The sequence below is a fragment of the Micromonospora sp. NPDC018662 genome (genome assembly GCF_044391475.1).
Lineage (GTDB): Bacteria > Actinomycetota > Actinomycetes > Mycobacteriales > Micromonosporaceae > Micromonospora.
In genome coordinates this window covers 180,869-195,664 of the sequence record NZ_JBISAC010000006.1, presented here as the reverse complement: position 1 = coordinate 195,664, position 14,796 = coordinate 180,869, and the positions used below count along the sequence as shown (strand labels likewise).

General features: G+C 76.9%; 1 protein-coding gene. It reads left to right on the top strand.

The window, feature by feature from the left end:
* Window positions 1-26: 26 nt before the first annotated feature.
* Window positions 27-14,759, top strand: coding sequence for a type I polyketide synthase (locus ACH495_RS19405; RefSeq protein WP_396859123.1), 14,733 nt, complete (start codon window positions 27-29; stop codon window positions 14,757-14,759).
* The last annotated feature ends 37 nt before the right edge of the window (window positions 14,760-14,796 follow it).

The window sequence follows — 14,796 nt, the reverse complement described above, 5'->3', positions numbered from 1 at the left end:
CTCTGATCCCGATACGGAGCGCCCCGATGCCCACTGAGGCAGAGTTCCTCGACTACCTCCGCCGCGCCACCACCGACCTGCGCGAGGCGCGGCGGCGCGTACGCGAGGTGGAGGCCAAGGACCGCGAGCCGATGGCCATCGTGGGCATGGCCTGCCGCTACCCGGGCGGCGTGCACGGCCCGGACGAGCTGTGGCAGCTCGTCGCCGACGGCCGCGACGGGGTGGGGGACTTCCCGACCGACCGGGGCTGGGACCTGGAGCGGCTCTTCTCCGTCGACCCGGACAACCCGGGCACGTCCTACACCGACAAGGGCGGCTTCCTCTACGAGGCCACCGCGTTCGACCCGGCCTTCTTCGGCATCTCGCCGCGCGAGGCGCTCGCCATGGACCCGCAGCAGCGGCTGCTGCTGGAGAGCACCTGGGAGGCGTTCGAGTCCGCCGGGCTGGACGCGCACCGGCTGCGCGGCAGCCGGACCGGTGTGTTCGCCGGGGTGATGTACCACGACTACGCCTCCCGGGTGCTGGACCTGCCGGAGGGCGTGGAGGGCTACCTCGGCACCGGCAACTCCGGCAGCGTGGTCTCCGGGCGGGTCGCGTACACGTTCGGGCTGGAAGGCCCCGCCGTCACCATCGACACCGCCTGCTCCTCGTCGCTGGTCGCCGTGCACCTCGCCGTGCAGGCGCTGCGCCAACGCGACTGCGACCTGGCGCTCGCCGGTGGCGTCACCGTGCTCTCCACGCCCGGCGTCTTCGCCGAGTTCTCCCGCCAGCGCGGCCTGGCCGCCGACGGGCGGTGCAAGTCGTTCGCCGCGTCCGCCGACGGCACCGGCTGGGCCGAGGGCGTCGGCATGCTGCTGCTGCAACGCCTCTCCGACGCGCAACGCGACGGCCGGCGCATCCACGGCGTCATCCGGGGCAGCGCGGTCAACCAGGACGGCGCCAGCAGCGGCCTGACCACCCCCAACGGCCCCAGCCAGGAACGGGTCATCCGGCAGGCCCTCGCGAACGCGCGGCTGTCGCCGGCCGACGTGGACGTGGTCGAGGCGCACGGCACCGGCACCACGCTGGGTGACCCGATCGAGGCGCAGGCGCTGCTCGCCACCTACGGGCAGGACCGCGACGGCCGGGACCCGCTGTGGCTCGGCTCGGTGAAGTCGAACCTGGGCCACACCCAGGCGGCGGCCGGCGCCGCCGGCATCATCAAGATGGTCCAGGCGATGCGGCACGGCGTGCTGCCCCGCACGCTGCACGTGGACGAACCGTCCCCGCACATCGACTGGTCGGTCGGCGCGGTGGAGCTGCTGACCGAGGCGCGGCCCTGGCCGGAGTCGGACCGGCCGCGGCGGGCGGCGGTGTCGTCGTTCGGCATCTCCGGCACCAACGCCCACGTCATCGTCGAGCAACCACCGGCGGTCGAGGAGACCGGGCCCACGCCCGGCACGCCGCCGCCGCTGGCGCCGGTGCTGCTCTCCGCCCGCGACCCCGAGGCGCTCGCCACGCAGGCCCGTCGCTGGGCCGACCACGTGACCGCCGACGCCCGGCCGGTCGACTGGGCCGCCGCCTCACGGCGCCGCGCCGGCCTGGACGCGCGGGCCGTGGTGCTCGCCGCCGACCGCGACGAGCTGCTCGCCGGGCTGCGCGGGCTCGCCGACGGCGAACCCACCCCGACCGTGGTCACCGGCGCCGTCGGGCCGCGCGGCCGGGTGGCGTTCCTCTTCTCCGGGCAGGGCGCGCAACGCGCCGGCATGGGCCGCGACCTGTACGACGCGTTCCCCGTCTTCGCCGCCGCGTTGGACGAGGTCTGCGCGCACCTGGACCCGCTGCTGCCGCAGCCGCTGAAGCCGGTGCTGTTCGGCGCCGGCGACCTGCTGGACCAGACCCAGTTCACCCAGGCCGGCCTGTTCGCCGTCGAGGTGGCGCTGCACCGCCTGGCCCGCTCGTTCGGGCTGACCCCGGACTACCTCGTCGGCCACTCCATCGGCGAACTGGCCGCCGCGCACGTCGCCGGCGTGCTGTCGCTGGCACACGCCGCGCGGCTGGTCGCCGCGCGGGGCCGGCTCATGCAGGCGCTGCCCACCGGCGGCGCCATGCTCGCCGTGGCCGCCGGCGAGGCGGACGTGACCGCGTCGCTGGCCGACGTCGCCGGGCAGGCCGGCATCGCCGCCGTCAACGGGCCCGCCGCCGTGGTGGTCTCCGGCGAGGCCGAGGCGATCGACGCGCTCGCCGCGCACTGGACCGACCGGGGTACGCCCACCCACCGGCTGCGGGTCAGCCACGCGTTCCACAGCGCGCTGATGGAACCGATGCTCGCCGAGTTCGCCGCGGTCGCCGCCGGCCTCGACTACGCCCCGCCCACCGTGCCGATCGTGTCGAACCTGACCGGCCGGATCGCCGAGCCCGACGAGATCACCACCGCCGACTACTGGGTGCGGCACGTCCGCGAGGCGGTGCGCTTCGCCGACGCGGTGGACCGGCTCGCCGAGGCCGGCGTCGGCACGTACGTCGAACTCGGGCCCAGCGGCGTGCTCACCGCCATGGCCGAGGGCGCCCTCGCCGACCCGGCGGCCGTGCTGGTGCCGCTGGTACGCAAGGACCGCCCCGAACCCCGCGCCGTGCTGGAGGCGCTGGCCCGGCTGCACACCACCGGCCTGACCGTCGACTGGGACGCCCTGCTCGCCGACGCCGGCGCCCGCCCGGTCGACCTGCCCACGTACGCCTTCCAGCACGAACGGTACTGGCTGGAGCCGGTCGGCCGGCTCGCCGACGTCTCCGGCGCCGGCCTCGGCGCGGCCGGGCACCCGCTGCTCGGCGCCGCCGTCTCGGTGGCCGGCGAGGACATGGTGCTGCTCACCGGCCGGCTGTCCACCGGCACCCACGGCTGGCTGGCCGACCACACGGTCGGCGACGTGGTGGTGCTGCCCGGCGCCGCGCTGGTCGAGCTGGTGGTCCGGGCCGGCGACGAGGTCGGCGTGTCCCGGCTGCGCGAGCTGGCCATCGCCGCGCCGCTGGTGCTGCCCGCCGCCGGTGGCGTCCGGGTGCAGGTGCGGGTCGGCCCGGCCGACGAGGCGGGCGCCCGCGCGGTGACCGTGCACGCCCAGGCCGAGGACGACCCGGAGGCCGGCTGGGTGCGGCACGCCGAGGGCGTGCTCGAACCGGCCGTCGCCGACGAGCCCGGCCTGCCGGCCTGGCCGCCGACCACCGCCACCGAGGTCGACCTGGACGGCTGGTACGACACGCTGGCCGAGCACGGCCTGGCGTACGGGCCGGCGTTCCGGGGCCTGCGTCGGGCCTGGGCCGGCGACGGCGAGGTGTACGCCGAGGTCGCGCTCCCCGAGGAGGTCACCGGCACCGGCTTCGCGGTGCACCCGGCGTTGCTGGACGCCGCGCTGCACCCGATCGGCCTGCTGCTCGCCGCCGACGGCGGGGGCCCCCGCGTGCCGTTCGCGTTCGAGGGCGTGCAGGTGCACGCCGTCGGCGCGACCGCGCTGCGGGTCCGGCTGTCCCGTGACGGCGGCGCGGTGCGGCTGGTCGCCGCCGACGACGCCGGCGCGCCGGTCGTGTCGGTGGACTCCCTGGTGCTGCGCGAGATGACGGGCCTGACCGCGCCGGGTGCGGCGGCCCGGTCCCTGTTCGAGGTGTCCTGGCAGCCGGAGCCGGTGCCGGCCGGGGACGACCTCGCCGGCTGGGCGGTGCTGGGCGCGTCCGTCGACGGGCTGCCGTCGTATCCGGATGTGCCGGCGGTGGTCGACGCGGGGGAGGGCGTGCCGCGCACGCTGGTGTTGCCGGTGGTCGGGTCGTTCGACGCGGACGTGCCCGACGCGGTGCGGGTGGTGGCGTCGGATGTGTTGGCGGTGGTGCAGGCGTGGTTGGCGGCGGAGTCGCTCGCCGAGTCGCGGTTGGTGGTGGTGACGCGGGGTGCGGTGGCGGCGTCGGATGGGGATCGGGTCACCGATCTGGCGGGTGCGGCTGTCTGGGGTCTGCTGCGGTCGGCGCAGTCGGAGCATCCGGAGCGGATCGTGCTGGCCGATCTGGATCGGGACGTGGACGCCGGTGTGATGTCGGTGCTGGCCGGGGTGCTCGGCGACCTGCCGGTGACGGGTGGGCAGGTGGCGGTGCGCGGCGACGTCGTGTTGACGCCGCGCCTGGTCCGCGCCGCACTCGTGCCGGCGACCGACGGCAGCGCCGGCACCGGCGGTGACGCGGCGGCGCGGGACGGTGTCGGTGCCGGCACGGTGCTGGTCACCGGCGGCACCGGCTCGCTCGGTGCGCTGGTGGCCGAGCATCTGGTCACCGGGCACGGGGTGCGCTCGCTGGTGTTGGTGTCGCGGCAGGGGCCGGCCGCGCCGGGCGCGGACGCGCTCGTCGACCGGTTGTCCGCCCGGGGCGCGTCGGTGTCGGTGGTGGCGTGTGACGTGACCGATCGTGATCAGGTCGCCGGGCTGGTCGCCGGCGTGCCCGGCCGGTTGGCGGGCGTCGTGCATACGGCCGGGGTGCTGGACGACGGTGTGGTGTCGTCGATCAGCCCGGAGCGGTTGGCGAACGTGCTCGCGCCGAAGGTGACCGCCGGGTGGTGGTTGCACGAGGCCACCCGTGATCTCGACCTGGACCTGTTCGTGCTCTTCTCGTCCGTGGCGGGTGTGCTCGGCTCGCCCGGCCAGGCCGCGTACGCCGCCGCGAACGGCGTGCTCGACGCGCTGGCCGCGTACCGGCGGCAGGACGGCCTGCCGGCGGTCAGCCTGGCCTGGGGCATGTGGGACACCGAGGGCATGGCCGCGTCCCAGTCCGACGTCGACCGGGCCCGCTCCACCCGCGCCGGCCTCGGCGCCATGAGCCCCGCCCTCGGCCTGGAACTGTTCGACACCGCGCTGACCGCCGGGCGGGCCACGCTCGTGCCGGCCGTCATCGACGTACCCGCGATGCGGGCCCAGATCGTCGGCGGCCGGGTGCCGTCCCTGCTGCGGGCGCTGCTCGGCCCGGTCACCACCCGCCGCCAGGCCGGCCGGGGCAACTGGGCCGACCGCCTCGCCGGCCTCGACCCGCAGGAGGCCCGCGACCAGATCGACGCGCTGGTGCGTGGCCTGGTCGCGCAGGTGCTCGGGCACGGCGGCGCGGACGCGGTGCCGGCCGACCGGGCGTTCCGCGAGCTGGGCTTCGACTCGCTGACCGCGGTGGACCTGCGCAACCGGGTCAACGCCGCCACCGGCCTGCGGCTGCCGTCCACGCTGGTCTTCGACTACCCGACGCCGCAGATCCTCGCCGGCCAGGTGTACGCCGAACTGGCCGGCGCCCGCACCGACACCATCGGCGCCCCGGAGGCGGTCACCACGACCGGCCTGGACGAGCCGGTGGCGATCGTCGGCATGGCGTGCCGCTATCCCGGCGGGGTGGAGAACCCGGAGCAGCTCTGGGAGCTGCTGGCCGCCGGTGGGGACGGCATCTCCGAGTTCCCCGCCGACCGGGGCTGGGACCTGGAGTCGCTGTTCGACCCGGACCCGGACCGCAGCGGCACCTCCTACACCCGGCACGGCGGCTTCCTCTACGGCGCCCCCGAGTTCGACAGCGGTTTCTTCGGCATCTCACCGCGCGAGGCGCTCGCCATGGACCCGCAGCAGCGGCTGCTGCTGGAGACGTCGTGGGAGGCGTTCGAATCCGCCGGCCTCGACCCGGCCACGCTGCGCGGCTCCCGGACCGGCGTGTTCGCCGGCGTCATGTACCACGACTACGCGTCCCGCCTGATGGAGATGCCCGCCGAGGTCGAGGGCTACATCGGCACCGGCACCTCCGCCAGCGTGCTGTCCGGCCGCGTCGCGTACTCGTTCGGGCTGGAAGGCCCCGCCGTCACCGTCGACACCGCCTGCTCGTCGTCGCTGGTGGCGCTGCACCTGGCGGTGCAGGCGCTGCGGTCCGGGGAATGCGACCTGGCGCTGGCCGGTGGGGTGACGGTGATGGCGACGCCGGGCACGTTCATCGAGTTCTCCCGGCAGCGGGGCCTGTCCCCGGACGGCCGCTGCAAGTCGTTCGCCGCGTCCGCCGACGGCACCGGCTGGGGCGAGGGCACCGGCGTGCTGCTGGTGCAGCGACTCGCCGACGCGCAACGCGAGGGCCGCCGCATCCTGGCCGTGGTGCGCGGCAGCGCGGTCAACCAGGACGGCGCCTCCAACGGCCTCACCGCGCCGAACGGCCCGTCGCAGCAGCGCGTCATCCGGCAGGCCCTCGCCAACGCGCGGCTGAGCACCGCCGACGTGGACGCGGTCGAGGCGCACGGCACCGGCACCACGCTCGGCGACCCGATCGAGGCGCAGGCGTTGCTCGCCACGTACGGGCAGGACCGCGAGACGCCGCTGCTGCTCGGCTCGGTCAAGTCGAACATCGGCCACACCCAGGCCGCCGCCGGCGTCGCCGGGATCATCAAGATGGTCCTCGCCATGCGGCACGGCATCGTCCCCCCGACGCTGCACGTGGACGAACCGTCCCCACACGTCGACTGGACCGCCGGCGCGATCACCCTCGCGACCGCCCCGACGCCCTGGCCCGACCGGGACCGGCCCCGCCGCGCGGCGGTGTCGTCGTTCGGCATCTCCGGCACCAACGCCCACGTCATCCTGGAACACGCCCCCGCGCCGGCCGCCCCGGCCGAGTTCCGGCCCGGCGCCGCCGTCGACGCCGGCGTGATCCCGCTCGCGCTCTCCGCCGCCGACCGGGCCGCGCTGCCCGAGCAGGCGGTCCGGCTGCGCGCCCACCTCGCCGCGTACCCCGAGTTCGCACCCGCCGAGGTGGCCCACGCGCTGACCAGCAGCCGGGCGTCCTTCCCGCACCGCGCCGTCGTGCTCGGCCGGGACGCCGACGACCTGACCCGCGGCCTCACCGCGCTGGCCGACGGCGAGACCGTGCCCACCGTGGTCACCGGCACCGCGCTGCGCAACCCGGCGCCCGTCTTCGTCTTCTCCGGCCACGGCGGCCACTGGCCCGGCATGGCCGTCGACCTGCTGGACACCTCGCCCGTCTTCGCCGCGTCCATCGCCGAGTGCGAAGCCGTCCTCGCGCCCTGGGTCGACTGGTCGCTGACCGACGTGCTGCGCGGCGCCGACGGCGCGCCGCCGCTGGTCGCCTCCGGCGTCGTCCAGCCCGCGCTCTGGGCCGTCATGGTCTCCCTGGCCCGGCTCTGGCGCTCCCTCGGCGTCCGGCCCGGGGCCGTGGTCGGGCACTCCCAGGGCGAGATCGCCGCCGCCTGCGTCGCCGGCGCGCTCTCCCTCGAGGACGCCGCCCGGATCGTCGCGCTGCGCAGCCAGGTGCTCGCCGACATCGCCGGCCGGGGCGGCATGGCCTCCGTCGGCCTGCCCGCCGAACGGGTCGAACGGATGCTCGACCGCTGGCCCGGCCGGCTCTGCCTGGCGGTGGTCAACGGACCCGGCTCGGTGGTGGTCGCCGGCGACCCCGACGCGCTCGCCGAACTGGTCGCCGCCTGCGCCGCCGACGACGTGCGGGTCCGCCCGCTCGACGTCGACTACGCCTCCCACTCGCCGCACGTCGAGCCGGTCGCCGACCGGCTCCTGGCCAGCCTGGCCGGGATCACCGCCCGCCCCGCCGAGGTGCCGTTCTACTCCGCGCTCACCGGCCGGCCCACCGACACCACCACGCTCGACGCCGACTACTGGTATCGCAACCTGCGCCAGACGGTGAACTTCGAACAGGCCGTGCGGACCCTCCTCGCCGACGGCCACCAGGTGTTCCTGGAGGTCGGCCCGCACCCGGTGCTCAGCTTCGGCATGCAGGAGACCATCGACGACGCCGAGCACGACGCCGCCGTGGTGAACACGCTGCGCCGCGACGCCGGCGGCTGGCCGCGCGTCCTCACCGCGCTCGCCGAACTGCACACCCGCGGCGTCGCCGTGGACTGGGCCGCGGTCTGCGGCGTCAGCGCCGCCGCGCCCGTGCCGCTGCCCACGTACGCGTTCCACCGGCAGCGCTACTGGCCCGAGTCGCCGGTCCGCACCGGCCCCGTCGCGGCCGTCGAGGACCAGGCCGACCGGCAGTTCTGGGACGCCGTCGAGCGCGCCGACGCCGACGCGCTCGCCGCCACCCTCGACGTCGACGGCAGCGACGCCCGGGCACTGGGCGAGGCCCTGCCACTGCTCACCGGATGGCGGCAACGCCGCCGCGACGAGTCCACCGTGGACGCCTGGCGGTACCGGGTGCGCTGGACGCCGCTCACCGCCGCGACCGCCGCCCGGCTGACCGGCACCTGGCTGCTCGTCGCCCCCGCCGCGTACGCCGGTGACCCGCTGGTCGGTCAGGTCGTCGCCGCCCTCGGCGAGGCCGGTGCCGGCGTCGTACCGGTCACCGTCGACGAGCCGGACCGGGCGACCCTCGCCGGTCAGCTCGCCGGCCTGGACACCGACGCGCTCACCGGCGTGCTCTCCCTGCTCGCGCTGGACGAGACCGGCCACCCGGACCGCCCGGTCGTGCCCGCCGGGCTCGCCAGCACGCTCGCGCTCGTCCAGGCGCTCGGCGACGCCGGCTGCGCCGCGCCGCTGTGGTGCGCCACCCGGGGCGCCGTCACCACCGGCCGGGCCGACCCGCTCGACCACCCCGGGCAGGCCCTGGTCTGGGGCCTCGGCCGGGTCGCCGCGCTGGAACACCCGGACCGCTGGGGCGGCCTGGTCGACCTGCCGGCCGTGCTGGACCGGCGTGCCCGGGGCCGGCTCGCGGTCGTGCTGGCCGGCGTGGGACACGAGGACCAGCTCGCGGTCCGCCCCTCCGGGCTGTTCGGCCGGCGGCTCGCCCGCGCCGGCGGCGACACCCCGCCCGACGCCACCGGCTGGCGGCCCGCCGGCACGGTCCTGGTCACCGGCGGACTCGGCTCGCTCGGCGCCCACGTGGCCCGCTGGCTGGCCACCGACGGCGCGGACCACCTCGTGCTCACCGGCCGGCAGGGTCCCGCCACACCCGGCGCGGCCGAACTGGAGGCGGAGCTGACCGTGCTCGGCGCCCGCGTCACGGTGGCCGCCTGCGACGTCGCCGACCCCGACTCGCTGCGCGGCCTGGTCGAGCGGCTCGCCGGGCAGGACGTCCGGATCGACGCGGTCTTCCACGCCGCCGGCGTCGCGCACGCCGGCCCGCTCGACGGCACCGACCTGGCCGCGCTCGCCGACGGCCTGCACGCCAAGGTGGCCGGCGCGGTCAACCTCGACCGGACGTTCGGCGACGACGTCGCCGCGTTCGTGCTCTTCTCCTCCGGCGCGGGCGTCTGGGGCGGCGGCCTCCAGGGCGGCTACGCCGCCGGCAACGCGTTCCTCGACGCGCTCGCCGAGGACCGCCGCCGACGCGGCCGGCCCGCCACGGCCGTGGCCTGGGGCGCCTGGGACGGCGGCGGCATGATGGACACCGAGGGCGCCGCCGACCAGATGTTCCGCTCCGGCGTCCGGCCGATGCGCCCCGACCTGGCCGTCGCCGTGCTCGCCCGGGCGCTCGCCACCGACGAGGTCACGCTCGCCGTCGCGGACATCGCCTGGGACCGGTTCCACCAGACGTACGCGCTGGCCCGCCCGCGCCCGCTCATCGAGGACCTGCCCGAGGTGGCCCGCCTGCTCGCCGCCACCCGCGCCGACGACGAGCCGGCCGAGGCGTCCCCGCTGCGCGGCCGGCTCGCCGGGCTGGCCGAGCCGGACCGCCGCCGCGCCCTGCTCGAACTGGTGCGGAGCAACGCCGCCGCGGTGCTCGGGCACGCCTCCGCCGAGGCGGTCGGCGCGGACCGGCCGTTCCGCGACATCGGCTTCGACTCGCTCAGCGCGGTGGAGATGCGCAACCGGATCGCCGAGGCGGTCGGGCTGCGGCTGCCCGCGACGCTGGTCTTCGACCGGCCCACCCCGGCGCTGCTCGCCGGCTGGCTCGCCGACCGGATCCTCGGCGTCACCGAGGCGGCGCCGACGCCCACCCGGGCCGTCGCCGCACTGGACGAACCGATCGCCGTGGTGGCGATGAGCTGCCGCTACCCGGGCGGCGTGGACAGCCCGGAGGAGTTCTGGCGGCTGGTCGCCGAGGGCCGCGACGCGATCGGCCCGTTCCCCGCCGACCGGGGCTGGGACCTCGACGCCATCTACGATCCCGACCCGGACACGCCCGGCACCTCGTACGCCCGGGAGGGCGGCTTCGTCACCGACGTCGGCGGCTTCGACGCCGGCCTGTTCGGCATCTCACCGCGTGAGGCGCTGGTGATGGACCCGCAGCAGCGGCTGCTGCTGGAGACCGGGTGGGAGCTGTTCGAACGCGCCGGGCTGGCCCCGGCCGACATGCGGGAGAGCAGCACCGGCGTGTTCGTCGGCACCAACGGGCAGGACTACGCCACGCTGCTGATGGCCGCCCGCGCCGACACCGAGGGCTACCAGGCCACCGGCAACGCCGCCGCCGTGGTCTCCGGCCGGCTGTCCTACACGTTCGGGTTGCAGGGCCCCGCCGTCACCGTGGACACCGCCTGCTCGTCGTCGCTGGTCGCGCTGCACCTCGCGGTGCAGGCGCTGCGGGCCGGCGAGTGCGACCTCGCGATGGCCGGCGGCGTCACCGTGATGGCCACCCCCGGGCCGTTCCTGGAGTTCGCCCGGCAGCGTGGCCTGGCCGCCGACGGCCGGTGCAAGTCGTTCGCCGGCTCGGCCGACGGCACCGGCTGGGGCGAGGGCGCCGGCCTGGTGCTGCTGCAACGACTCTCCGACGCCCGCCGCGACGGCCGCCGGGTGCTGGCCGTGGTGCGCGGCAGCGCGGTCAACCAGGACGGCGCGAGCAACGGCCTGACCGCCCCCAACGGCCCCGCCCAGCAGCGGGTCATCCGGCAGGCCCTCGCGAACGCCGGGCTCACCCCGGCCGACGTGGACGCGGTCGACGGGCACGGCACCGGCACCCGCCTCGGCGACCCGATCGAGGCGCAGGCGCTGCTCGCCACGTACGGGCAGGACCGCCCCGCCGACCGCCCACTGCTGCTCGGCTCCGTCAAGTCGAACATCGGCCACACCCAGGCCGCGGCCGGCGTCTCCGGTGTGATCAAGATGGTGCTGGCGCTCCAGCACGGCCAGCTCCCGCCCACCCTGCACGTCGACGAGCCCACCCCGCACGTCGACTGGTCCGACGGCGGCGTGGCCCTGCTCACCGAGGCCCGGCCCTGGCCGGAGACGGACCGGCCGCGCCGGGCGGCGGTGTCGGCGTTCGGGGTCAGCGGCACCAACGCCCACGTCGTCCTGGAGGCGGCCCCGCCCGCCGACGACGCCCCGACGGAGCCGGACCCGACGGTCCGGCCGGCACTGCCGCTGCTGCCCTGGCCGCTCTCCGCCGCCGACGACGAGAGCCTGCGCGCGCAGGCCGCCCGTCTCGCCGCCACCGCCGAGGACACCGAGGCCGCCGCGGTGGCGCGGACGCTCGCCACCGCCCGCTCCCACCTGCGGCACCGCGCGGTGCTGCTGGCCGCCGACCCGGACACCCGGTCGGCCGCGCTGCGCGCGTTGGCGGCGGGGGAGAGCCACCCCGCCGTGCAGCGGGACGTCGCCGCGCCCGGCGGCACCCTCGCGATGATCTTCTCCGGTCAGGGCGCCCAGCACGCCGGCATGGGCCGCGAGCTGTACCAGGCGCTACCCGCGTTCGCCGAGACGCTCGACGAGGTCTGCCAGCACCTCGACGCGTACCTGCCCCGCCCGCTGAAGAGCGTGCTCTTCGCACCCGACGGCAGCGCCGAGGCCGCGCTGCTCGACCAGACCGTGTTCACCCAGGCCGGGCTGTTCGCCGTCGAGGTCGCGCTGCACCGGCAGCTCGCCGACTGGGGCGTCCGCCCCGACCTGGTCGCCGGGCACTCCGTCGGCGAGATCACCGCCGCGCACGTCGCCGGCGTGCTCACCCTGCCGGACGCCTGCACGCTGGTCGGCCAGCGCGGCCGGCTCATGCAGGCGCTGCCGGCCGGCGGCGGGATGCTCGCCGTCGCCGCCGGTGAGGCTGAGGTGACCGACGCGCTCGCCGGGCACGCCGACCGGGCCGCCGTCGCCGCCGTGAACGGGCCGGCCGCCGTCGTGGTCGCCGGCGCCGACGACGCGCTGTCCGCGCTCGCCGACCACTTCACCACCCTCGGCGTACGCACCAAGCGGCTCACCGTCAGCCACGCGTTCCACAGCCCGCTGATGGAGCCGATGCTGGCCGAGTTCTCCACCGTCGCCGCCGGCCTGGACTACGCCGCGCCGGTCGTGCCGCTGGTGTCCAACCTGACCGGTCGCGTCGCCGACGCCGACCTGATCCGCACCCCCGACTACTGGGTCCGGCACGTGCGGGAGGCGGTGCGCTTCGGCGACACCGTCACCCACCTGCGTGACCTCGGCGTCGGCACGCTGCTGGAGGTCGGCCCGGACACGGTGCTCACCGCGCTCGCCGCCGACCTGCTGCCCGACGGCGGGCCGCTGGTCACCGGCGTGCAACGCCCCGGCCGGGACGAGGTCGCCACGCTGCTCGGCGCGCTGGCCCGGCTGCACTGTCACGGCACGCCGGTGGACTGGGCGGCGCTGCTGCCCGACGCCGACCCGGTCGCGCTGCCCACCTACCCGTTCCGCCACCAGCGCTACTGGCCGGTCGCCGACGGCGAACTGGTCGGCGTCGCCGCCCCGGCCGCCACCGACCCGGTCGACGACGCGTTCTGGCAGGTCGTCACCGCCGGCGACGGCGACGCCCTCGCGACCCGGTTCGGCGTGGACCCGGACCGGCCGCTGCGCGACCAGTTGCCCACGCTCGCCGACTGGCACCAGCGCCGACGGGCCGACGCGGTCGCCGACGGCTGGCGCTACCGGATCACCTGGCCCCGGCGGCAGCTCACCGCCGGCCCGGCCACCGGGGACTGGCTGCTCGTGACGCCCGGCGACGCCGCGGTCGACCCGGCGGACCGGATCGCCGAGCTGATCGGCGCGCACGGCGGGACGGTGCGCACGCTCACCGTCGACCCGGCCACCGTGACCCGCGCCGAGCTGGCCGGGCACCTGCCGGCCGGGCCCGGTCGGATCGTCTCGCTGCTGGCGCTGGACGAGCGCCCGCACCCGGCGTACCCGGGCGTGCCGGCCGGCCTCACCGGCAACCTCGCGCTGGTCCAGGCCGTCACCGACGTCGCACCGACCGGACCGCTGTGGCTGCTCACCCGGCAGGCCGTCAGCACCGGCCCCGGCGACCCGCTCACCCGACCGGACGCGGCCACCACCTGGGGGCTCGGCCTGGTCACCGCGCTGGAACACCCGGCGCACGCCGGTGGCCTGCTCGACCTGCCGGCCGACCTCGACGCCGCGACCGGGGACCACCTGCTGCGGGCGCTGACCAACACCGACGGCGAGGACCAGCTCGCGGTCCGCCCGGCCGGGATCCACCTGCGCCGGCTGGCCCGAGCGCCGCAACCGGCCCGCCCGGACGCCCCGACCTGGACCTGCCCGGACACCGTGCTCATCACCGGCGGCACCGGCGCCATCGGCCGGTACGCCGCCGGCTGGCTCGCCCGGCACGGCGCCCGCACGCTGATCCTGGTCAGCCGGCGTGGCCCGGACGCGCCCGGCGTCGCCGAGACGGTGGCCGAGCTGGCCGACCTCGGCGCGCAGGCCCGGGTGCTCGCCGCCGACCTGGCCGACCGCGCCGCCGTCGCCGACCTCGTCGACCGGCTGCGCGCCGACGGGGAGACGGTCCGGGCGGTGGTGCACGCCGCCGGCGTCGGCCGGCTCAACCCGCTGCGCGCGGTCACCACCGACGAACTGGCCGACGTGGTCTCCGGCAAGACCGCCGGCGCCCGCCACCTCGACGAGCTGCTCGACCCGGAGGCGCTGGAGCTGGTCGTCTACTTCTCCTCCATCGCCGCCGCCTGGGGCGTCGGCGACCACGGCGCGTACGCCGCCGCCAACGCGTTCCTGGACGCCTGGGCGCAGTCCCGCCCCGCCGGCCGGGCGCGGGTGGTGTCGGTCAACTGGGGACCGTGGGCCGGCGGTGGCATGGTCGACGCCGACCACGCCGCCGCGATGAGCCGCCGCGGCGTCACGCTGCTCGACCGGGAACCGGCGATGGCCGCGCTGCGCGCCGCGATCTCCGGCGACGGCACCGTGCTCACCGTGGCCGACGTGGACTGGGCGCGCTTCGCCCCGGTCTTCGCCGCCGCCCGACCCCGCCCGCTGATCGGTGACCTGCCCGAGGTGGCGGCCCCGCCCGCCGGGGCCGACCCGGCCGACGCCGACGGCGCGGAGACGCTCGCGGAACTGCGCAAGCGCCTCGCCGACCTGACCGTCGCCGAGCAGAACCGGCTGCTGGTCGACCTGATCCGCACCGCCGCCGCCGAGGTGATCGGCCACGACAGCCCGTACGCGCTGGAGGCCGACCGACCGTTCCGGGACCTCGGGTTCGACTCGCTGACCGCGGTGGAGCTGCGCGGCCGGCTGGCCCGGCTCACCGGCCTCGCCCCGGCCAGCTCGGTGGTGTTCGACTACCCCACCCCGCAGGCCCTCGCCGAGCACCTGCGCGCCCAGCTCGTCGACGAGTCCTCGGAGCGGGAACTGCCCACCGTGGAGGAGCTGGACCGGCTGGAGGAGGCGCTCACCCTGCGGGAGCGCGACGACCTCGGCCGGGTGCGGATCACCATGCGGCTGCACCGGCTGCTGGAACGGCTCGGCGCGGACGAGCCGGCGGAACCGGGCGCCGACGTGGCCGACCGGCTGCGGACGGCCAGCAACCAGGAGCTCTTCGACCTTCTCGACCGCGATCTCGGGTTGTCCTGAGGCACGCGTGGCACACCAGGGAGCGGAATCGACCATG

Coding starts and splice junctions, on each gene's coding strand:
- ACH495_RS19405 (WP_396859123.1), top strand. CDS start 27: ATGCCCACTGAGGCAGAGTTCCTCGACTACCTCCGCCGCGCCACCACC.